The 21,584-nt window shown below is 50.4% G+C and carries 22 protein-coding genes; 16 read left to right on the top strand and 6 right to left on the bottom strand.

Features of this window, described 5'->3' with window-relative positions:
• Nucleotides 1–17: 17 nt before the first annotated feature.
• The 3 genes from FN808_RS01385 to sfnG all read right to left on the bottom strand — a co-directional run bounded on the left by FN808_RS01385 (nucleotide 18) and on the right by sfnG (nucleotide 2,376).
• Nucleotides 18–554 carry a flavin reductase family protein gene (locus FN808_RS01385; protein ID WP_142712743.1) on the bottom strand — a complete coding sequence of 179 codons (537 nt, stop codon included), beginning with the start codon at nucleotides 552–554 and terminating at the stop codon, nucleotides 18–20.
• Nucleotides 555–586: 32 nt separating this feature from the next.
• On the bottom strand, nucleotides 587–1,177 hold the full coding sequence (locus tag FN808_RS01380) for an NADPH-dependent FMN reductase (RefSeq protein WP_142712742.1): 591 nt from the start codon (nucleotides 1,175–1,177) through the stop codon (nucleotides 587–589).
• A 119-nt stretch (nucleotides 1,178–1,296) separates the two neighbouring features.
• Nucleotides 1,297–2,376 carry a dimethylsulfone monooxygenase SfnG gene (sfnG, locus tag FN808_RS01375; protein WP_142712741.1) on the bottom strand — a complete coding sequence of 360 codons (1,080 nt, stop codon included), beginning with the start codon at nucleotides 2,374–2,376 and terminating at the stop codon, nucleotides 1,297–1,299.
• 420 nt (nucleotides 2,377–2,796) lie between these two features.
• Here sfnG and FN808_RS01370 point away from each other — a divergent pair, with 420 nt between their 5' ends.
• Together FN808_RS01370 and FN808_RS01365 are read left to right on the top strand one after the other, a co-directional pair.
• On the top strand, nucleotides 2,797–3,690 hold the full coding sequence (locus FN808_RS01370) for a creatininase family protein (protein ID WP_142712740.1): 894 nt from the start codon (nucleotides 2,797–2,799) through the stop codon (nucleotides 3,688–3,690).
• 52 nt (nucleotides 3,691–3,742) lie between these two features.
• A complete protein-coding gene (locus FN808_RS01365; protein ID WP_142712739.1) occupies nucleotides 3,743–4,666 on the top strand; it encodes a formimidoylglutamase in 924 nt (307 codons plus the stop codon).
• Between the two features lie 71 nt (nucleotides 4,667–4,737).
• Here the strand turns inward: FN808_RS01365 and FN808_RS01360 are convergent, their stop codons facing one another.
• On the bottom strand, nucleotides 4,738–5,889 hold the full coding sequence (locus tag FN808_RS01360; RefSeq protein WP_142712738.1) for an Mrp/NBP35 family ATP-binding protein: 1,152 nt from the start codon (nucleotides 5,887–5,889) through the stop codon (nucleotides 4,738–4,740).
• Nucleotides 5,890–6,061: 172 nt separating this feature from the next.
• On the opposite strand from FN808_RS01360, the gene FN808_RS19320 reads away from it, so the two are divergent.
• The 12 genes from FN808_RS19320 (at nucleotide 6,062) to FN808_RS01305 (ending at nucleotide 17,507) form a co-directional block, all read left to right on the top strand.
• Nucleotides 6,062–6,187, top strand: coding sequence for a hypothetical protein (locus tag FN808_RS19320; protein WP_281280748.1), 126 nt, complete (start codon nucleotides 6,062–6,064; stop codon nucleotides 6,185–6,187).
• Between the two features lie 17 nt (nucleotides 6,188–6,204).
• The gene (gene gcvT, locus FN808_RS01355) at nucleotides 6,205–7,302 is read left to right on the top strand and encodes a glycine cleavage system aminomethyltransferase GcvT (RefSeq protein ID WP_142712737.1); all 1,098 of its coding nucleotides are present in this window, start codon (nucleotides 6,205–6,207) and stop codon (nucleotides 7,300–7,302) included.
• Nucleotides 7,303–7,344: 42 nt separating this feature from the next.
• Nucleotides 7,345–8,085, top strand: coding sequence for a 2-phosphosulfolactate phosphatase (locus FN808_RS01350; protein ID WP_142712736.1), 741 nt, complete (start codon nucleotides 7,345–7,347; stop codon nucleotides 8,083–8,085).
• Nucleotides 8,069–10,600 (top strand): DNA translocase FtsK, encoded by a 2,532-nt coding sequence (locus FN808_RS01345; protein WP_142712735.1) that lies wholly within the window; start codon nucleotides 8,069–8,071, stop codon nucleotides 10,598–10,600. The genes FN808_RS01350 and FN808_RS01345 overlap by 17 nt, the downstream gene beginning before the upstream one ends.
• Nucleotides 10,575–11,210, top strand: coding sequence for a LolA family protein (locus tag FN808_RS01340; RefSeq protein ID WP_142712734.1), 636 nt, complete (start codon nucleotides 10,575–10,577; stop codon nucleotides 11,208–11,210). Before FN808_RS01345 ends, FN808_RS01340 begins: the two co-directional genes overlap by 26 nt.
• A 66-nt stretch (nucleotides 11,211–11,276) precedes the next feature.
• On the top strand, nucleotides 11,277–12,293 hold the full coding sequence (locus FN808_RS01335; RefSeq protein ID WP_185958187.1) for a lysylphosphatidylglycerol synthase transmembrane domain-containing protein: 1,017 nt from the start codon (nucleotides 11,277–11,279) through the stop codon (nucleotides 12,291–12,293).
• Between the two features lie 155 nt (nucleotides 12,294–12,448).
• Complete coding sequence (locus tag FN808_RS01330; protein WP_142712732.1) at nucleotides 12,449–14,155, top strand: hypothetical protein; 1,707 nt, start codon at nucleotides 12,449–12,451, stop codon at nucleotides 14,153–14,155.
• Between the two features lie 12 nt (nucleotides 14,156–14,167).
• Nucleotides 14,168–14,359: an HU family DNA-binding protein gene (locus FN808_RS01325; protein WP_142712731.1), complete on the top strand. Its 192-nt coding sequence runs from the start codon at nucleotides 14,168–14,170 to the stop codon at nucleotides 14,357–14,359.
• A gap of 8 nt (nucleotides 14,360–14,367) precedes the next feature.
• Complete coding sequence (locus tag FN808_RS01320; protein ID WP_142712730.1) at nucleotides 14,368–15,474, top strand: SPOR domain-containing protein; 1,107 nt, start codon at nucleotides 14,368–14,370, stop codon at nucleotides 15,472–15,474.
• Nucleotides 15,475–15,505: 31 nt separating this feature from the next.
• A complete protein-coding gene (locus FN808_RS01315) occupies nucleotides 15,506–16,258 on the top strand; it encodes a MotA/TolQ/ExbB proton channel family protein (protein ID WP_142712729.1) in 753 nt (250 codons plus the stop codon).
• Entirely contained in the window at nucleotides 16,258–16,668 is a 411-nt protein-coding gene (locus FN808_RS01310) for an ExbD/TolR family protein (protein WP_142712728.1), read from the top strand. Before FN808_RS01315 ends, FN808_RS01310 begins: the two co-directional genes overlap by 1 nt.
• Nucleotides 16,669–16,682: 14 nt before the next feature.
• Nucleotides 16,683–17,507 (top strand): energy transducer TonB family protein, encoded by an 825-nt coding sequence (locus tag FN808_RS01305; protein ID WP_142712727.1) that lies wholly within the window; start codon nucleotides 16,683–16,685, stop codon nucleotides 17,505–17,507.
• Between the two features lie 66 nt (nucleotides 17,508–17,573).
• On the opposite strand, the gene FN808_RS01300 is transcribed toward FN808_RS01305, so the two are convergent.
• A complete protein-coding gene (locus tag FN808_RS01300) occupies nucleotides 17,574–18,734 on the bottom strand; it encodes a Gfo/Idh/MocA family protein (RefSeq protein ID WP_142712726.1) in 1,161 nt (386 codons plus the stop codon).
• Nucleotides 18,735–18,870: 136 nt separating this feature from the next.
• Here FN808_RS01300 and FN808_RS01295 point away from each other — a divergent pair, with 136 nt between their 5' ends.
• Nucleotides 18,871–19,509, top strand: coding sequence for a hypothetical protein (locus tag FN808_RS01295; RefSeq protein ID WP_221929868.1), 639 nt, complete (start codon nucleotides 18,871–18,873; stop codon nucleotides 19,507–19,509).
• A 113-nt stretch (nucleotides 19,510–19,622) separates the two neighbouring features.
• Here the strand turns inward: FN808_RS01295 and FN808_RS01290 are convergent, their stop codons facing one another.
• Nucleotides 19,623–20,549 (bottom strand): DUF4097 family beta strand repeat-containing protein, encoded by a 927-nt coding sequence (locus FN808_RS01290; protein WP_142712725.1) that lies wholly within the window; start codon nucleotides 20,547–20,549, stop codon nucleotides 19,623–19,625.
• Between the two features lie 160 nt (nucleotides 20,550–20,709).
• Between FN808_RS01290 and FN808_RS01285 the strand changes: the two genes are divergently transcribed.
• Nucleotides 20,710–21,561 (top strand): proline dehydrogenase family protein, encoded by an 852-nt coding sequence (locus tag FN808_RS01285; RefSeq protein ID WP_142712724.1) that lies wholly within the window; start codon nucleotides 20,710–20,712, stop codon nucleotides 21,559–21,561.
• Nucleotides 21,562–21,584: the final 23 nt, after the last annotated feature.

The raw sequence follows: 21,584 nt of genomic DNA, 5'->3' as shown, positions 1-21,584 counted from the left end.
CTGCAGGTCAGATCGTTTCATCCGGCCCGCTTGACTTTGGGTTTTTTATCGGGCACCGATGGGCCGATGGACCGGTAGGAGCGGTCGTAATACAGCACGCTGGGTCTGCTGTTCCGCTGCTCCACTTCGACAACTTCACCGATCATGATGGTGTGATCCCCGGCTTTGACTTTTTCGTAGGAACGGCACTGGATGATCGTGGGGATGGCCCTTAGAATAGGGCTGCCGTAGGAACTCCGGAAATAGTCGACGTCCTCAAACTGCTCTTCGCTGGTTTGACCGGAAATGGCAAAGTGATCGCACAGGGACGACTGCTCCGGCTGCGGAAGGTGAACGGCGTAGTGGGTGGCCCGGCTTATGAGGGGGTGAATTTGAGCTTCGTGGTCAATATTAAAAGAGATAAGCGGCGGGGAGAGGGAGAGGCTGGTAAAGGAGCCAATGGTAATTCCTCTTTTTTCCTTGCCGATGGCAGCGGTCGCAATGGCCACCGGGAACGGCAGCTGCCGCATTGCTTCTTTGAGTGATTCAGCGTTGTCTTGCTTGGAAACATTCATAGTGATCTGGGATGTTGCTATAGGTGAATACGTTAAAATTGGGGTCCGAGCGAGGATAAAAAGGTACTTTGGTCAATGGATCGTGAAAGTTCAATTGTTGCTTTGCCCAACACTTCCAGTCGGCCGATAATTTCCTCGTCTTTCAGCTCATGATCTTTAAACTGGGAAGCGTTTACATACACGCCGTCGCCCACCTGGTAGGAACCGAAAAAAGAAGCGATGGGACCCAGCTCCTGGCTGATCGAGAGATAGTGATGATCGGTGGCCCCGGTAGCAATCAGTCCTACCGGCCGGTTTTCGAGGGGGGCGTGTTTCGATTGCCATTGGCCCCGGGGAATCAAGTCGAATAGATTTTTTAGGATGCCCGAATAACTTCCCCTGTAAACCGGTGTGCCAATGATGAAGGCATCGCTGTTGATAATCAGGTCGAGTGCCCGGGCTGTATCACCGGTATACTGATCCAGCTTCCGTCCGTCTGCGGTGGCAAGATCATAGTCTGCCAGGTGAAGGAGGTTCGTCTCCACGTCAAAGGCGTCAGCTGCAGCCTGCAAGGCTGTTTCTACGGCTGTGCGCGTTTTGGATGGATTTGAAAGACTGCCTGCAATTCCAAGAAGGCTGCTCATGATAGTGGAAAAATTTAAGTGATCATTATATTGAGTTCAGGAATCGGAATGCCCCATCTTATCCGGCAGCTAGAGGCCGAATAAGAATGAGGTATTCCAGATACCAGGGCTAGTGGTAGTTAAGCGGTAACCACTTCCGATGAGAGGGGTTCTGCCTTCCTGACGGCCGGAATGATCTCCTTTCCAAACTGGGGGAGTTCATCCGTGAAGTGGAGAAAACCTGACAGGATCAGGTCTACACCAATGGCGTCGAGTTGACGAATGCGTTCGACAATCTGCTCCTTGGTGCCAATGAGGCCTGTTTTGAACCCGTCATTATACTGGACAAGATCATTGAAATCCGAATCGGCCCACATGCCTTCGCCTTCAGGCGCGGATTGGCCGGCCTGTTTTACTTGTTCCTTGAATCCTTCCACCGCTTCCTGGGTTGCGTGTTCGATTATGTTTTCCAGCTCGCGTTTGGCTTCGGCCTCGGTATCGCGGGCAATCACAAAAGAGTTGACACCAATTTTCGGGGGTTCGGTGCCAAATTCTTCGGCATACTGACGCACTTGATCAATCTGGCTCTTTATTTTTTCCAGACTTCCCCCGTTCAGGAAGAGCCAGTCTGATACCCGGGCTGCCATTTTGAGTGCGCGTGGAGAATTTCCCCCCTGAAAGATGTCGGGGGGTGTGATGGGTTTGGGTTCGCAGGGAGCTTCATTAATCTGATAAAACCGTCCGTCGAAGGAAAAACGTTTTTCGTTCCACAGGCCTTTCAGGACCTTGATAAATTCCTCGCTTCGATCATAGCGTTCGTCGTGGGCGAGCCAGGGTTCTCCAAAACGGGTAAATTCATCCTTGAACCATCCGCTTACGACATTGAGGTGAAAGCGTCCGTTGCTGATACGGTCGGCTGTTGCCACAAAATTGGCAATGGGGCCCGGTTTCCACTGGCCGGGATGCACCGCCCCGATTAGCCGTAGCTTTTCAGTGTTGGCTGCAAGAGCATTGGCTACGCTGAGTGCCTCAAGCTGTTTTTCTGCCCCATAGCTGCCAAAAAATCGTGCCTGGGCCAGGGCGTAATCAAAACCGACCTGTTCAGCTGTCTGTGCCAGTTCCTTGTTGTATTCATAGGTCCAATCTGTTTTCATGGGCCAGTCGGTAATAACCAGCCCGCCGCTTACATTGGGTACCCAGTATGCAAATTTTGTATCCATTGTTAGTTGTTGTCTGTGTTTTATTGTTGAGTGATTAAAATCCTGTTTTTTGGTGGATGCTGTGCGAAATGTTATGAAATAAAAAAGCCCGCTCACCTGTAAAGATGAGCGGGCTTTTCATTTCCTTGCGGGAAAAAGTCTTTAAAAAATCATGGGACTCTTGCTCTCTTACAGGCAGTATTCGGGTATGTAGGCATACAAGCCATATCCATCATACAACACATGTAAAGAGAGCAGAAGAACTGCATTTCGATCAGTAATTGATATTTTGCCTTCGTTCGATCAAAAGTTAAGGGGCATTTTGTAAAATGCAAAAATTTTTTCGGGAAATGCAGGGAATGGTGCTATTTGCAACCACATGTAAATAGTGTTATGCTATCTGATCACTTTACAGTTAATCTTATTTATGATAAAAAATCAATGAAAAGCAGTTTCTGGAATAGTGGTATCGTACTTTTGTTTATCCTGCTGCCGGCAGGAGTATCAGCCCAGCAATTAACGCCCCAGTGGGAGGAATTAACCGCCTCGGACTGGGAACGGGCGCTTTCGGCCTCTGATTCAACCTGTATCCTGCCACTTGGCATACTTGAGAAGCACGGCCCCCACGCACCCATGGGGTCGGATCTGATTGTAGCCCGCCGCCTGGCCCTGGAGGCGGCGGGCCGGGAGTATGCGGTGGTTTTTCCGCCTTTTTATTTTGGGCAGGTTCATGAAGCCAAACATCTCGGGGGGACCTTCTCGTTGTCATCTGATCTTCTTTGGGAGTTGTTGAAAGAAACGGTGGATGAGATCGCTCGAAACGGCTTCAATAAAATTGTTTTGGTCAACGGGCATGGGGGCAACAACTACTTGCTGCCATATTTTGTACAGTCGCAGCTGGAGGAGGACAAAAACTATGTGACCTATCTTTACAGCACTGAGAGAAGTCCCGAACAAACTGAAAAGGTTAATGCCCTGAGGAAATCCGATCCTTCCCGGGATATGCATGCGGGCGAAGGGGAGACGTCCCTGCTGCTGCATTTGAGACCCGACCTGGTAAAACTGGATGAAGCCACCCGTGAATCCGGTGCGGACCAGGACCGTCTGGATTTGCCTGAATCCCTTTATACCGGCATCTGGTGGTACGCCCGTTTCCCCCTGCACTATGCCGGAAAGGCAGAGGTCGCAACGGCCGAACTCGGAAAGCTTATGTTTGACTATCGGGTCAAGTCGCTGGTTAAAGCCCTCGGAGATGTTAAAAATGATCATACTACCCGGATAATACAGCAGGAGTATTTCAACAAGGTCGAAGAGCCGTCTCCCCAGGGACACTAAGGTGCTGTCATTACATCCTTAAATAAAAAATGAGAAAGAAGTGACTGACCTGATGCAACCATCTACAGATATTCCCGAAACGGCTCCCGATGATCCGCGGCTGGCAAGGTGGCTGCGAAGTGAGCCGGATGAGGGTAAGCCCGGCGTAGTGCTTGTAGGCTTTCCCTCCGACGAAGGCGTAAAACGCAATGATGGAAGAGCCGGTGCCTCGGCGGCCCCCGGGCAGATTCGGCGGCAGCTCTATGCCATGACCCCCGATGCCGAGGACAGCGACCGGTTTATTAAATTGCTTGAGCATACAAATGATGTCGGAGACGTTCCCGTCTCCGGTGATTTGCAGGCCGACCAGCTAACATTGGGGACTGTCATTGCGCGTTACCTGGAGCAGGGCATAATTCCCATCATCATGGGGGGCGGGCACGAAACAGCCTATGGCCATTTTCTCGGTTATGCGGAAAATGGATTTGCAACCTCAATATTGAATGTCGATGCCCACACGGATGTGCGGCCGCTTAAGGAGGGCCGGTCGCATTCCGGATCTACCTTTCGCCAGGCCCTGGAGCATGGCAGCCAATGCGCTGAAACGTACCTGGTGGCCGGCCTTCAACCCCACGCAGTTGCGGCATCTCACCTGGCATTTATCGATCGCCACAGGGGGCATTATCTTTTCAGGGATGAGACCAATATTACCTCCATATCTGGTTTGTTCCACAGTCACGAAAGTGATCGCCTGATGGCCACCTTCGACATGGACGCGGTAGATCAGTCCTGTGCTCCTGGCGTAAGTGCACCCTGTACCAACGGATTACTTCCGGATCTGTGGCTGACGGCGGCTTATCTGGCTGGCCGTAACAAGCAGGTTACCTCTTTTGACATATCTGAACTAAATCCGGAGTACGACCGGGATGGCCAGACGGCCCGACTGGCGGCGCTCACTATCTGGCAGTTTATGCTGGGGTTGAGTCAGCGCTCATAAAAAGCATCATGCAGAGCAGCCACATTTACGGCTCGAGGCCGCCGGGCTCCTCATTTCCCGGGTCAGCAGTTCTACGGTTTAATCTTGATGTCAATTTTCTCGGTGGGAGCCTGCTCCTGATTACGGATGGACAGCTGCTGCATTACATTGTTGGAGAGCTCCACAAAAGCCTGTGCCGACTTTGACTTCAGGTCTTCCTGCAGCACGATAGGCTTGCCGGCATCCCCGCTTTCACGCACCGCCTGTTCCAGTGGAATTTCACCCAGAAAGTTCGTGCCCATGCGTTCAGCAAGCTTGCGTGCGCCGTGTTTGCCAAAGATATGGTATTTCTTGTCGGGCATATCCTCCGGTATAAAATAGGCCATGTTTTCAACCATACCCAGGACGGGTACGTTCACTTTCTTGAACATGGCTACCCCTTTACGCGCATCATCAAGGGCAACGGTTTGGGGGGTGGATACAATAACAGCACCCGTCAGTGGCACGGTCTGAACCAGCGTCAGCTGAATATCACCGGTTCCCGGCGGCAGGTCAAGCACCAGGTAGTCCAGTTCTCCCCATTCCACTTCCTCCATAAACTGTTTGACGGCACTGGTCACCATCGGTCCGCGCCAGATCATCGCCTGGTCGGGATCAACAAGCAGGCCCATGGAGAGGAAGCGCACCCCGTATTTTTTCAGGGGTACCAGCTTTTTTTGAGTGGTTATATTGGGACGTTTATGGGTATCCATCATGGTGGGAATGCTGGGACCATAAATATCCGTATCCAGTAGCCCCACCTTTGCCCCGGTTCGGGCCAGTCCACAGGCGAGATTTACAGCAACAGTTGATTTGCCGACGCCCCCCTTGCCCGAAGCAACGGCAATCACATTCTTAACGCCGCTGAGCAGCTCCTCTTCATCTTGCTGCTTCTTTTGGCTGCGATGTCCCTGACCGGGAAAGTCGCCGCTGTTTTCCTTGTTGCGGAATTTTGAAATATTGACGGCCGTGGTAATATCGAGAACGGCGTCTTCAGCCACATATTTACGGATGGCCTTTTCGCATTTTTCCTTGAGGAGGGTTTCCAGTTTAGTATCTTTTTCGGGAAGATCGATGGTAAATGTGATGAAACTGTCCTGCACGACAAGGTCCTCTATCATATCGAGGGTGACCAGGTCTTTTTCCATCTGGGGATGGATAACATGGGTAAGGGCCGTACGAACCTGCTGCTTGTTGATAGGCATAAAAGGGTAGTAATTTTGGGCTCAGGAAATTTAGTCTCTTAAGATAAGGATTTAAATTCAGATGCTAAACGTCATTACCTAAAGAATTCATTCTTCATTCTATTCAGAAATACGTATTTTGTGCAACCGAAATTATAAATAGTCAAAAGCTGAATCATAAAACCGCAAGAGGATGCGAAATTTTTATCCCGGTATTTATGGTTTTGACGGCCCTGTGACCGGTGAGAAGCAGGCACTGCACAATTATGAGCAGACAGATCTGCAGCAGCAGGCTTCAAAATTCTTCCCGAACGCCTAAAAGCGAGTGAAACTCCCATGTTGAAACGAACACCATTCTATGAATTACATAAAAAGGCGGGAGCAAAGCTGATTGATTTTGGCGGCTTTGATATGCCCGTGCAGTACGAGAGTATCCGAAAAGAGCACAAGGCGGTGCGTGAAAATGTGGGAATATTTGACGTTTCTCACATGGGAGAATTTTATGTGAGTGGAAGCCAGGCATTTGAGCTGGTCCAGAAAATGACTATAAACGATGTTGCCCGTCTTCAGCCGGGAAAGGCTCAGTATTCGGCTATGTGTTATGAAGACGGGGGGATGGTGGACGACCTGCTGGTGTATATGCTGGCGGAGGATGAATATATCCTGGTAGTCAACGCCTCCAATATTGAAAAGGATTTCAACTGGATCGCAAAGCACAATTCCTTTGATGCCGAACTTGCCGATCTTTCGGAGGACACCTGTTTGCTGGCTGTCCAGGGGCCCCGGTCCGTGGAGACGTTGCAGAAACTGACGGAGACGGATCTTTCTTCTGTCAGTTTCTATACCTTTAATATGGGGCAGCTGGCCGGCTTTGACGATATCACCTTTTCGGCTACCGGTTATACCGGGGAGAAGGGGTTTGAACTTTATTTCAACAAGAACAGGGTAAACCCGGCTGCTGTGTGGGAAGCGATTATGGATGCGGGTTCGGAATTTGGCATTGAGCCCTGTGGGCTCGGTGCCCGCGATACCCTGCGCCTGGAGATGGGATATGCCCTCTATGGCAATGATATCACGGAGGATACCCATCCGCTGGAAGCGGGCATGGGCTGGTTGACCAGGCTGGACAAGGATGACTTTATTGGCAGGGAGGCTCTGATCAGAGCCAGGGAAGAAGGCCTGGAACGAAGGCTGGTCGGCTTTGTCGTGGAAGACAGGCGTTCTATCCCTCGAAAGGGGTACACACTGTATGACAGCGAAGATCAGGAGATTGGATTTGTCACCAGCGGAACACGTTCCATTACCCTGAATGAAAATATCGGCATGGGCTATGTGAAGGAGCCGTACAGCGAAGAAGGCAGCGCTGTGTTTGTAGAGGTCCGTAACAAGAAGTCCAGGGCTATTGTCAAGAAGCCTCCCTTTGTAAAGAAATAGGTAAACATACTGAGTATCAACTGATTAATGAGCTACAAATTAATGGATAGTAAAATTGACGTTTTTATATCATCACAGTCTTTCCAGGAAGAAGACCTGAGAGGCAAAACGGCGGTTGTGGTCGACGTGCTTCGTGCCAGTTCCACCATGATAACAGCACTCTACAATGGGGCGAAAGGGGTGATTCCCGTCGCCGATATGGGCGATGCCAGCAAGATTTCCCAGAACCTTGATTCCTCGCACTACCTGCTGAGCGGTGAAAAGGACGGCGTTAAAATTGAAGGCTACGACCTGGGTAACTCGCCCCTGGATTACAGCAGGGAGAAGGTGGAGAAGAAAACGATTATTCTTAATACCACCAATGGAACCAAGGCGATCAAGCGGGCCGGGCTGGCAGAAGAAATTGTCATCGGTTCTTTTCTCAATCTGGAAGCATTGCTTGATCATCTCCAGGCAGTGGAGACTGATATCGGGCTGGTCTGTGCAGGCTGGAAAGGCCGTTTGGCGCTTGAGGATTTACTTTGTGCTGGAAATATTATTTACGAACTTACGGGAGGAAATTTACCTGAAAATGTACAGGACGGTGCCAAAGTAGCTTTTGGTCTTTTTGAGAAATTTGGTGATGATATAGAACAGGCAGTCAAAACATCGAACTACGCGGTTCGGCTGAAAGATATTGTCAGTGAAGAGGATATCTCCTATTGCTGTCAGCTTAATAGGATGCACGTGCTGCCGGTAATGAAGGAAGGAATTATTTCGGATTTCTATGGCAAAGAAGAATAGTTCAGGCGCACTTCTGGGAGGTCTCAGTGAATCCCGGAAAATGGAGATTGTGGGTATTCTGGTAATGGCCCTCGGTGGCCTTATCGGGTTGAGTATACTAAGTTATCACGCCTCGGACTACAATCTTATCCAATCACTTTCGGCAGACAATCTGCTGAGTGTCGACCGTGGTCCCGCTCTCCGCATTCAAAACGGACTTGGCGTCGTCGGAGCCTATCTCGCCCATTTTTTTGTCTACAGGCTTTTTGGTTATATGAGCCTCTTTATCCCCGCCATCATTCTGTTGTATGGATGGTTTATTTTCCGGGACCGGCAGGTTAATCAGCTCTTGTGGCCAACCGTCTACGGCATCTGGAGCATGGTGCTTTTTTCAACCATCCTGGGGTGGTTTAACAATGAATATGACTGGTATTCTTCGGTTTGGAATGGCTCAGCCGGCATCGCTACGGCCCGGGTACTTCAGAACATCACCGGAATCGGATCGATTATTATTCTCGGGGTTCTCCTGGTGACCACCGTGCTTGCCTTTATGGACCGGGACCTACAGACGACGGTCGACACTGTCAAAGGGTGGTTTGCCGATGCCCGGGATGCGGTTAGCGGCTGGCAGGAGGAGCGCAAAGCACAGAAGGAGCAGCAGCGCCAGCAAAAACAAGAAGAGGCGGCCGCCCAGCAGGCCAGGGTACAGCAGCGCCAGCAGGCTGAACAGCAGATGCGCCGGCAAAGCAAGCCGGGCAGCCCGTCCTCCGACAGGCCGGTCTCCCCACCGGCGGGGGAACCGCAATCCCAGTCCATCGATGAAATTGTCGAACGATCCCAGCAGCAGGACCGCGAGCGTATGCGCCAGCAGCAGGAAGAGGTGCAGTCGCTGGATCAGCGACCCCGCGCCGAGGTGGAAAAGAAGCAGGTTGCCGGCGAGGAGGATGACGTAGACATTTCCGTATATGTGGGGGAGGGGGATGAAGAGGCGGGTGCCCGTGAACTCGACCGTCAAAACAAAGACAAGGCCAGAGAAGTGCCTAAAGTGAAGTATAAGTTCCCGACGGTAAAACTTCTGGACTCCCCGCCCAATGAGGGTAATGAAGTGGATCTCAATGAGATCAAGGAGAACAAGCGCATCATTCTCGATAAGCTGAAGCGTCACAAGATTGAAATCCGCAGTATCAACGCTATTGTAGGACCCACGGTAACGCTCTATGAACTCGATCCTGCTCCGGATGTAAAGATCAGCAAAATAGAAAGCTATGCCAACGATCTGAAAATGGCTACCGCCGCCAAGGGACTGCGTATCATGGCCCCCATCCCGGGACGCTCGGCCGTGGGTATTGAAGTGCCCAATGGTAAGCGTGAAATCGTCTATATCAAGTCCGTGATCAATACAAAGAAATTTGTTGAAAGCGATTACGAACTGCCGCTGGCTTTTGGAAAGACCATCGAGAATGAGGTGTTTATGGTGGACCTTACCCGCATGCCTCATTTGCTGATTGCCGGGGCCACAGGTTCTGGTAAGACAGTGGGTATCAATACCATTATTACCTGCCTGCTGTATAAGTGTCACCCGGACAATCTGAAGTTTGTCATGATTGATCCCAAGAAAATTGAACTCTCCCTCTACCAGAAAATCGAGGATCACTTCCTGGCTACCATCCCGGGAACGGAAGACCCCATCATTACCGATACCTCAAAGGCCCAGGAAACGCTGGAGAGCCTGACCAAGGAGATGGATGAGCGTTATGACCTGCTAAAGGATGCCATGGTGCGGGATATCCGGGCTTATAACGAAAAGTTTGACAACGGAGAGCTCGACGAGGAGGAAGGCCACCGGCACCTCCCCTATATTGTTGTGCTTATTGATGAGCTGGCCGATCTGATGATGACGGCGGGCAAGCAGATTGAAGAGCCCATAGCACGGCTGGCACAGCTGGCCCGTGCCGTAGGACTCCATCTGGTGGTGGCTACCCAGCGTCCCTCAGTCAATGTCATAACAGGGACCATCAAGGCCAACTTTCCCGCGCGCATCGCCTACCAGGTGGCCTCCAAAGTGGACTCGCGAACGATCCTTGACACGGGCGGGGCCGACCAGCTTATTGGACGCGGAGATATGCTGTTTACGAACGGCGGAGGGATGACACGCATCCAGAATGCCTTTGTCTCTACGGAGGAAGTGGAAGAAATTACTGGTTTTATCGGAAAACAGCGCGGGTATAATAAAAAGTACGAACTACCAGTTATCCAAGAAGAATCAGCGAGTGGCGATATACCCGATCCACTGGAAGATATTGACGAGCTGTTTGAAGCGGCCGCCAAAATTATTGTACTGCACCAGCAGGGATCGGTTTCATTGCTGCAGCGCAAGCTGAAAATTGGCTATAACCGGGCTGGCCGTATTATCGATCAGTTGTTTAATGCCGGTATCGTGGGACCCTACCAGGGAAGCACGGCGCGCGATGTGCTGGTCGAAGATGAAGATGAATTAGAGCAATTATTAGATGAACTGGACGAATTCAATCGTTAGAAAGACCCTGTATCTGACTGGTGTGATCCTGGTATGGGGGAGCCTGAACCAGCTTTTGGCACAGGACAGTCCGTTTACCCGTCTGAAGGAAAAATTTGAGGCCGGACAGATTTTTTCGGGAGATTTCACCCACCAGTCTGTTGACTCCTATACCGAAGACACCGTTTCGAGTAATGGATGGATCTGGGTAGGACAAGAGCGGTACAAGGTGCGGTCGGAACACCAGTCGGTGGTGGTTGATGGTGAAACCTCGATGGTCTATGATAACAATCGCAACCGCGTGATCATCAGCAAGTATGAGCCGGCAGAGGATGATTTTGCGCCCTCTCGCATTTTAAATGGCATTGATTCCACCTTTACGGTGCAGGCAGAGGAAGAGCGGGATAATCAGTTCTATGTCCGACTTACCTCCGATGATCCGTTTGCCATCTACAAGGAGGTGGAAATCTTTCTCTCCAAGCAGCTGATCCCGGTGAAAATTCGTGCGGTAGACCCGGTTGATAATATTATTACGACGCAATTTAGCAACGGAAAATTTGTTGCCGCAGAACAAGAACTGTTTCTTCTCGACTACCCGGAGGGAGCCGAAATCATTGACATGAGAAACTAGTCTATGCTATTGAATCTATTAAAAGGAGTGCAGAATTCGGCTTAACCCATGATATTCAAACGGTTTTTGAAAATTAGTCTGGCTCTTGTCCTGGGAGCTGTATTCCTGTGGCTGGCCTTTCGCAACGTCCGTCTGCAAGAAGTATGGAGATACGCACAGAATATTCAGTTTGGGTGGATCCTGCCTTTTGGAATAGCCGCTTTTTCGAGCCATGTATTCCGCGCAGAACGCTGGAGGCTGCTGATTGAACACGACAAGGAAGAGCTTGAGAGTTCCACGCTGATTTCCGGCGTGCTGGTCGGTTATCTGATGAACATTGTGGGCCCCCGCCTGGGGGAGGTATCCCGGCCGATGTATGTGGCCAAGAAGGAGGGGCTGAGTACGTCCAAGCTTATCGGCACCATCGTGCTGGAACGTATTGTAGATGTTCTGGTTATGGTATTCCTCATGGGGGTTGTTTCGGTTTACCTGATTGCCGACCTTGCACTGCTGAAACAGATATTCGGCGAAGAAACGATCAACTTTCTAACCAATGAATCCAGTTTACTGACCTATGGATGGAGTATCCTGTTTTTAGGGCTTGTCGCTTTTGTGGGCTATCTGTTGGTCCGCGCGATTCTGTATCTGGGCACAAAGTTTGCCCTGCTTCAACACTGGATTGACCGCGCTAGGAAGGGGCTGAAGATGTTTAAAGACGGGCTTCTTTCCGCCCGGAAAGTGCAGCGGTGGTGGCTTTTTGTACTCTACACGGTTCTCATATGGTTTTGTTATACTCTTATGACGTATATTCCTTTTTGGATGTTTGATATGCAGGAGGTCTACAGCCTGGATATGCTGGATGCCCTGGTGATTACGGTGATTTCAGCAATCGGAATTGCTATTCCTTCTCCCGGCGGATTGGGGACGTATCATTATTTTGTAAAACAGTCTCTTTTGGTATTATTTGCAGTGCCGGCAGTGACAGGCATTGCCTATGCCACCATTACACATGCCAGCATGGTAATTTTTGTCGCCAGTATTACGCCCGTGGTATTATTTATTGACAAGTTGCGTTCAACGAAGGCCGGAAAACCGGTGGTGTGATGTTTTTAGCTTCTGTTTTGCGCATTCGTATGAAACAGAAGAGCCCAAAGCAGGTATAAAGGGAGGCAATTGGGCATTATTCGTTCCAAAAAAATTAGTACATTAAAATTCATTTTCATTGGCATTGAGTCTTTATCGTAATTATACAGAAACCCATGAAACGAATCTCAACCGTTACTTTCTTATCAATTATCTTAGCCATTGCGGCCTTACCGTCCGCTGCCCAGGACCGGCAGGGTGGAGATGATGATGCCATGCTCCCTGAAATTGATCCGCAGGATATTGAAATCCGAAGTGAATTCAAGGCACGTTTCCCGGGGCTTCGGCGGCAGCCCATCCTTGGCTTTGAACCGGCCTCGCGTACATACAGCGTAGACCCCGACCGGATGCCGTACATTGAAAGCCGCGAGGAAGTGGTGGCCGACCTTCCGATCAGTGAGCTGACGCGGCCCGATCCGCCGGCCTACACCCAGCTTCATTATTCACCGGATATTAATGCGTTTGGACGTCTGGGGGCAGGAAGCTACGTGAGTCCTGAAGCCACTTTCTGGGGGGTAACACGGCTGAATGAGAAAAGTTATATCGGCGGCGATCTGGATCTCTCTTCCTCCGAGGGGCACCTGGACAATCAGAAGAGCAGCTTTCGGTTTCTGAATGCAGATGCCGAGTTTGCCACCAAGCTGGATGATGATACGCGCCTGGGTTTCGATCTGGGGCTTGAAAACAGTTTCAACCACCTTTATGGGATCGAATCAACGGCGCTGTCGATTCCCGACAGCCCGCGCAAGGAATATGGAGGCTTTAATCTCGGTGCTGATCTTCAGCGGCTTAAAAATGGTGTGGCCGGATGGAATGTCCAGGCCAATATGCGCTATTACGAAGCACGGGTTTATGCGGGTGATCTTGCCGGGATGACCGACGAAGGAGTCTATAATGCTTCTTTATCGAAACGCTGGGCCGGAGCACATCCCCAGGAGATGATTACGGCAAAGCTGGGAGGAACGCTGGGCGATTATAATAACAGCATCACTGCCGACCAGTGGATGACGGGTCAGGCCGGGGTGGAATACCAGCGGCTGTTCAACTACGAGATGAATTTGACGGTGGATGCCAGCGTCTACTACGGCTCCAATGCTTTTGAGGAGAAGGTGTATTTTGGACCGACAGCAACCATCGAACTGCCTATTTTTGAGGGCGCCATTCTTACCGGTGAGATAGGAGCCAAGCCCTATGTGCAGACGGCGGAAGACCTGCACTCCACGAATCGTTTTCTGAGTTCCGGCAATGATTTTCGTCATACCTACCGCATGTATGGAGCCGGCGAGCTGGAACTGAAGTACTCCGAAGTAGGCTCGCTGTCCGGTGGAATCCGGTATGAGGATATTTCCAACCAGCCGGTTTTTGAACGCAATGCCCTCTCATCACAGCCCGATGAGCTCCTTTTTTACCGGGTACGCTATGCTGATGCCACAAGGGTGCGTATTTATGCAGGGGCCTCACACCAGGTTGTACCCGAAAAGTTTTGGCTCCATGGAAAAGCCTATGCTCAGCTTCCGGAGCTGAAAGACGGCGGACGTGTCCCCTTTTCTGAAAAGCTGGGACTGAATTCAGGCTTTGGCCTGCGGTTGTTTGATCGGGCTACTATTGAAGGCTGGGCGGATTACCGGGGACTCCGCAAGAACGACCAAGGGCAGAACCTCAACGACTACCTGCTGCTGGGCGGACAGCTTGATCTGCTGATAACAGACAATATCGGGGTATATGCAAAAGTCGTTAACCTGCTGGACCAGGAATATCAGAAATGGGAAGGGTATGTGGAGCGTCCCATGCAAATTTATGGTGGAGTTACTTTTAAATTATAGTTCATTAGCACGATGGATCAGGATTTTTTGCAAGCATTTGTGGAGGTAGTTCGTGAGCAAATAGCCCGCAAAAACAAGGTGAAGATTGAAGGGATTGGGTCATTTCGGGTGGAGCACAAAAAGCAATACCAGAAACAGTACGACAACGGTCGCGTCGTAATGATGCCCCCCAGGGATACCATCAGTTTCAAGCCTGAAAATTAGCGCCAGTCATGACTACGGTTGACAGAGAACAATTGATAACCTTGCTTGCACAGCGGACCGGAATGGATCGCGATCAGGTGCACCTGCATTTTGTGAAGCTGATTGATCAGATTCAGCAGACGGGATCCGGCAGGGATAGCTTTGACATCGAAGGATTCGGGAGGTTCACAACGGTCGGGGACCACCTGGAGTTTGAACCATCCGATATCTTGTCGATGGAGATCAACAACAAATATGCCGGGATGAGGCCCATAGAGCTCATTGGTGCGTTCAAGGAGCCCGACGGTGATGATATCCCGGTAGCGGATCCTCCCAGGGAGGAGTATGAACCTCTATCTGAAGCTGAATCCCCGGAAGAGCAACAGGACAGGGAGGAAGTTGGCGTGTTACAAAAACAGGAACAGGAGCCTCCGCCCGCGCCTCCGGTGGCGCAGCCTGAAGATGCGGCCTCTCCGGCTGAAGATAGAGGGGATGAGCCTGCGGAACCGGAGGCTGTACCGGTAGACGAGGTCAAAGAGGAAGAGCAGACGGGACCCGGCGAAAAATCTTTGAATAAAGATCCTCTGGGTAAAGCTGTTGTAATTATAGTAGTAATTCTTACTTTAGCAGTGGTCGGATGGCTAGCTTATGATTTGGGCTTGTTTGGATCGGCTGAGACCGGGGGCGGCAGTCCATCGCCTGGCAGTAATCCGCCGGTCGAGCAACAGCAAAGTGGAACCCAGCAAAGCGAGGTAACGCCGAATATCGGTGCGGCGGAAGAAGATAACGCATCGCCCGCTGAGCAGGCCGGCCTGCAGGAAACACAGGACAATCTGAGCCCTGCCTCATCCGTTAATACAGAAACCTATGGACTGTATGGTGAACCGAGCCGGGATTTGACCAATGGCTTTTATACCATCGTGGTTCATTCTCTGCGCACAATGGAATTGGCTGAAGAAAAAAAACAGATATTAGTCGACGAGGGCTTTCGCACCAGGATCAATGAGGCGGATGTTAACGGAAGAACGTATTACCGGGTTGGCGTTGGCCAGTTTGCCACGGTCAAGGCCGCCCAGGAGGCCATCCGTGAATTACCCGAACCATATAAGAGCAACAACTTTATCAATCGATTTTAACCATATATTCGTAATATAGAGGATTAATTTTATGCAAGCCTTACTTTTCTTTTGGATACAGTCTCAACCAGATACTGCAGCCGGTGATACCTCGGCCATAGCTGACAGCCTGAGTTTAGCCGCTCAGCAGGAAAACATGTCGATGTTTGAATTACTTGCCGAAGGAGGCGTGCTGATGATTCCTCTTTTTATACTTTCGGTATTGGCTATTTTTGTAATTGCTGAGCGATGGCGGTCACTCAATAATTCACGTATCGAGGTGGATGGTTTTCTGCGGACGGTTGAAGGGATGTTAAAAGATGGGGACCGGCAGCGCGCCCTGACCTATTGCGATGGCATCGACAAGCCGCTGGCGCGTATCCTGAAAGCCGGCATCCGGCGTCTTGGCCGCTCCATCCGGGATATTGAAGACGCCATCAGCAATGCCGGGAAGAAAGAAATTTACCATCTTGAAAAGCGGATGAACTGGCTCGCAACCATTGCGGGTGTAGCTCCGCTGATTGGATTCACCGGAACGGTAACCGGCATGATTGAAGCCTTTATGGATATTCAGTCGCTGCAGGGAAATGTAAACCCCAGCGTACTGGCCGGTGGTATCTGGGAGGCGCTTATTACCACGGCAACTGGTCTGATCGTCGGTATCATTGCCTATGGTTTTTATAACTTCTTGCTCGGCAAAATAAATCGTACGGTCCACGAGCTGGAAAATGCATCCGCCGATTTTATCGATATGCTGCAGTCACCCTCTAACAAGAAAAAAAGAGAAGCACAAAAGGTGCAGTAATGGATTTTAGAAAAGACGAAAATCAAATGGAGCCCCTGACGCTGTTTTCCCAGTCGTCACTGACGGATATTGTACTGCTGTTGCTTATCTTTTTTCTGTTGACGTCTTCTTTTGTCACCAACTTTGGCATCAAAGTGAATATTCCGAAGGCCGAAACAGGGGCACAGACTGAATCGCAGTTTATTAATGTAGCCGTTACCAAGGAGGGAGAATTCTATGTGAATGGCGAGCTGACGGGGCGCGGAATGCTGGCATCGGCCCTGCAGGAGGAAAAGAATAAGAATCCGGAAAGTACGTTGGTATTGCGGGCTGATAAAGATGCCATTGTCGACAACGCAGTTCGTGTCATGAATGTCGCCAAGGCCCTGCAGCTGAATATTGTCATGGCTACGGAACAAACTTCTCAATAACGACGCTGATTGACATGGAACTACCTACATTACAAAATGAAGAAGATCGCTTCGCCCTGATGGTAACGGGGGGAGTGCATGTAGTGTTGGTGATCATCTTTCTGTTATATACATTCACGATCCAAATGAAGGCCCGACCCTCTTTTATCGAGGTTCAGTTTGGCGAGCTGCAGTCGGGCAAACCGGCTGAGTTTGCCGAACAGCAAAACGAAGAGGTGGCCACACGCCCTAATCCGTCGGAAGTGGAACCTGAAAACCCGGATCCTGAAACGCCCGAACCGGTGGAGGAACAACAGCAGACCACTGATGAGACGGTAAAATCCGTTGATGCTCCCGATCAGCAGGAAGAGGTTCAGGAAGAGGAAATAAAAACGCCTGAAACGGATAAGGTCGATCCTGAACAGGAAACGGCCACGGAAGCCCAGAAAGAAGTAACGGTACCGCCCAAAACCGAACAGGCTGATGTTCAGCAGCAGGGGGCGGAAAGCAGCGGTGATCAGCAGGGCAATACCGGGGATATTGAAGCAGATCAGGGGACGGGGAATGAGCAAGAGAAATCAGCTCCTTACGAATTGCAGTGGGAGGGAGATATCGAGCGATCACCGATGGTTCAGCCCCTGCCCAGTAATCCGACGGATTCAGAAGCCACGCTGACCATCCGATTTGAGGTGAAGCCGGACGGCACACTGGGCCGTATAGTCCCGCTTAAAAAAATGAATCCCGAGCTGGAGCGTGAAGTGATGCGAACGCTGCGAAGCTGGCGTTTTTCCAGGCTTCCTTCGGGGGTGCCCCAGCAGTCGCAGTGGGGGACAATAACCTTCCGATTTGTACTGGAGTAGCGGACGGCCGTCTCCGGTTTTCGGACATCCAGTCTTCCGGGAATCAGTATATGCAGGCCATAGAAGCTATGTATTAAATGGATCAATAAAACCGTCTTCAAACACAAGATCCACCTTGCGGCCTTTCTGTGCGGATTCGTAAATAGCCTCCATAATGATCATGTCGCGCTTGCCCATTTCTCCGGGCACGATACTCGGCTCATCTTCCAAAATGCAGCGTGCAAAATCATCCATTTGCAAGGCCTGTTGATTGACCTGAGGAAAGCGGATTGGACCGTTGCTGCTTTCACCCTCGATACCGCTGTAGCTGTAGGCGGGACTCAGTTCGGCCCAGCCGTCGGTGGCTTCCATCCGAAAATTGTTGCCGCTGTCCTCATAGCTCGAGGATCCATGAAGCACCACCCCCTCCGGGAAGTACAACTCCCATCGTATGGTGCCTTCTACTTCGGGAAACTGTTCGGGATCCTTCGTTTCATCCCATGCCCTGACGGAAGTCGGTAATTTTCCCAGGGTGTAGATGCTGGCCTGAATTACATAGATGCCCACATCCATCAGCGGACCCCCGCCCGCCAGTTCTTTATCCAGGCGCCAGGCCGAAGGGTCGTTCAGGGGAAAACTGTGTGCCCCGCTCATCTTCCGGACCGGCCCCAGGACCTCGTTACGCCCTAATCGCATGAGTTCTCTGTTGTGAGGTTCGAAATGCAGCCGGTAGCCGATGGATAACTTGCGACCAGCTGCGCGGCAGGCATCAATCATCCGCTGACAATCTTGTACAGAAGTTGCCATGGGTTTCTCCGAAATCACGTGCTTGCCAGCCTCGGCTGCACGGATGGTATACTCCGCATGCATGCTGTTGGGCAATACTACATAAATGATATCAATATCTTCATTCTCGGCAATTTGATCATAATTGTCATAATTGTAGATGTTGGTTTCGGAAATGTCATATTTCCGGGCCCACTCTTTTTCCTTCCGGGGCGTGCCGGTTACGATGCCGGCCAGCCTGCAGACTTTTGTCTCCTGGAGGGCCGGGGCCAGCTGCCCAGAGGCATATCTTCCAAGTCCCACAAGAGCCACTCCCAGCTTTTGGTCATCAGGCAGTTCGGTGTATCCTGATTCAGAAAGGAACGATTCAATATTTCTATACATGGTTAGCCCGGGCAGGGTGGCCAGTGAACCCAGTCCAAATGAAAGGTGAGAAATAAAATCACGTCTTGAATAGTTCATAATACCCGTTGATTATTGAAATGATGAAAAGGATGATGCCGGATGATTTCCTCTTGTTGTTATATATAAGAAAATATGATGAAAAGCTGAATTGTATTTGTATCTTTTGGTCAATTATGATACCAAAGCTTAGTTTATGATGTATTCTTTTCTTCGATCTTCTACTCTCGCTGTCGCCTTGTTTTTTCTTTGCATTCAGGTTGTGGTGGCACAATCGGCCTTGCCGACGGAAGAACAGCAGATAATGGCAGCTGTGAGTGCGGCCCCTGAAAGTCTGCAGGCCGAGGCTACGGTCTTGGGTTATCAGACTGCTTCCGACAGCACCCTGTCAGTACTTAGAAAGGGAACCAATAAGTTGATTTGCATCGCGGATGACCCGAAGAGTACTGATTTCCATGTCGCCTGTTATCACCAAGATCTGGAGCCCTTCATGAAAAGGGGACGGCAGCTCAAGGCAAAGGGCATGTCTCGAAAGGAAATAGATCTGATTCGGCGTTCTGAGATAAGGTCTGGAAAAATACCGATGCCCGAACGTGCGATGGCCCTTTATGCCTTGTCAGGACCGGATGATGCTGTTGATTATGAAGAGAGAGCTATTGATGATGTTTCCCCGCTCTATGTTGTTTACCTGCCCAATGCCACGGCCGAATCGACCGGTTTACCCCTCAGACCGTTCAGCAAAGGGGCCCCCTGGCTTATGGAACCGGGAACCCCCTGGGCTCATATCATGATCTCGACTGGAGAGAAAGTCAATAAAAAAGTTCCAGCTCCATAGTACTGATGAGGTCATGGGTGCTGGTTTATTGTGCACCCGCGCAGCCGCATGATGGGCCGATCACTTGTGATAGATCCACACGAGTACGACACGGGGATCGGCATACTACATCATTACGACTTAAATGAAAGGGAGACAATCCCACCGGAGGTCTTGGCTGAAACAGAAGGACCGCCTCCGTTTACTTTTCCTTTTATTTCATCCCTTTCTGCCTTCCCTGAGAAATTATCAAGAGTCGCGTTCACGAGATTGCCTTTCAGGTCGAGGTCGAAGGCCGAACGTTCGGGAAGCTGAAGATTAACGTTGCCGCCGCTGGTTTTAAGATCAATAACACTGCCTAACGCAAGAAAGTCGGCTTCAATATTGCCACCGCTGGTGCTCGCTTGAACGGAGGTTCCGCGGATGTCTTCCAGGTGGATATGCCCGCCGCTGGTCTGGGCGTCAAGGTCACCATCAAGGCTGTTGACGCTGATGTGTCCACCTGATGTTCGTGCCTTTACCCGGCCTTCTATGTCAGAGAGGGTGATATGGCCGCCACTTGTTTTCATTGTATGGGTTCCGGCAAGCCCGTGGCCTTCAAGATGACCTCCGCTGGTGGCGAGGTCTGTTTCAATTTCCCGGGGAGCATGAATGACAAAGGAGATGGAAATACGGTTGTCACTGCCAAAGATATTCCACCCGCTCTTTTTGCGGCGGGCATGCGCTGTAATGGTATTTCCGGACTGGGAAATATCAATATCCCAGTTGGCCAAATCTGTGTCATCGGGGGAAAGGTCCCGGCCGTTCTTCTGGACGTACATTTCGATGCGCACCGCATTGGAATTGGATCCTTCCACGGTAATATGTCCGCCGGAAGTTTTTATATCGAGCAGATCGGAACCCGTCGCATTGAAGGTCTCTGTCCGGTAGGGCTCGTCAACGGTGATGCTGTTACCCGCATTGCCGTCAGCTTTTGCCGGTTTGGTTATCCAGAATGTAACGAGGAAGGAAAGCAAAAAGGTAAGTGTTATCTTAAGCAGGAAGCTGTTTCGTGTATCCATGATATTTTATGGTTTTATTGTTTGGGGACACACAGGCAGTACGATCAGTGACTGAAGAATGTTTCACCTTTTAAAGAAGAACCAAAGGCGGGGGATAGGAGAGATGCCTGCAATTTCTTATTTTCCATCCTTTTGAAAGGAACCTCAATCAGGCGATTTTATGAAGTTACCCTTTATCCTTGCCAAGCGTTTTGTAGCCGGTGAAACTTTTGAGGAAGCAGTTCCCAAAGTTGCAGATCTGAACCAAAAAGATATCAAGGTTACGTTGGATCTGCTGGGCGAAAACGTTGATAACCGGGAAATGGCCGATGAAATGGTGGCAAATTATGTCGAGCTCCTGAAAAACATCGGAAGTGCCGGCATAGACAGTACAATCTCCATAAAACTTACCATGCTGGGGCTGGATGTCGGTTTTGGTTACTGCAGGGATAATCTGTACCGGCTATTGGATGTGGCCCGCGAGAACGAACAGTTTGTGCGCATTGACATGGAGGGATCTGATTATACCCAGCAGACTATCGACCTGTACAAGGAGGCAGTCAGCCAATATGGGAAACATGTAGGCATTGTGATCCAGGCTTATCTTCACAGAACGGAAGAGGATATTCAAGATTTGGCCGAGCTCGGGGCCGATGTACGTCTTTGCAAGGGGGCTTATAAGGAACCGGGGGATATAGCACTGCAGAATATGAGCGAGATCAGGGAAGCCTTCAAGGAATACGCCAGAATACTGATTGAAAAAACGCCTTATCCCCGCATGGCAACCCACGACGATGAGCTGCTTGGCTGGATCAGGAAATATGCATCGGATTATAAGATAAGCCCCTCCCGTTTTGAATTCCAGATGCTCTATGGATTGCGGCAGGATACCATGGAGAAACTGACCCAGGAAGGCTACAATACCCGGGTTTATGTTCCCTTCGGAACCATGTGGTTTCCCTATTTCAAGCGACGGCTTATGGAGCGGAAGGAAAACATCTGGTTTGTACTTTCAACCCTGTTTAAGCAGTAAAACTAATTCTAGGAACGGCTCTG

The sequence above is a fragment of the Fodinibius sediminis genome (assembly GCF_900182555.1).
GTDB lineage: Bacteria > Bacteroidota > Rhodothermia > Balneolales > Balneolaceae > Fodinibius > Fodinibius sediminis.
The sequence above is the reverse complement of the archived record's forward strand: the minus strand, read 5'-3'. Positions and strand labels throughout refer to the sequence as shown.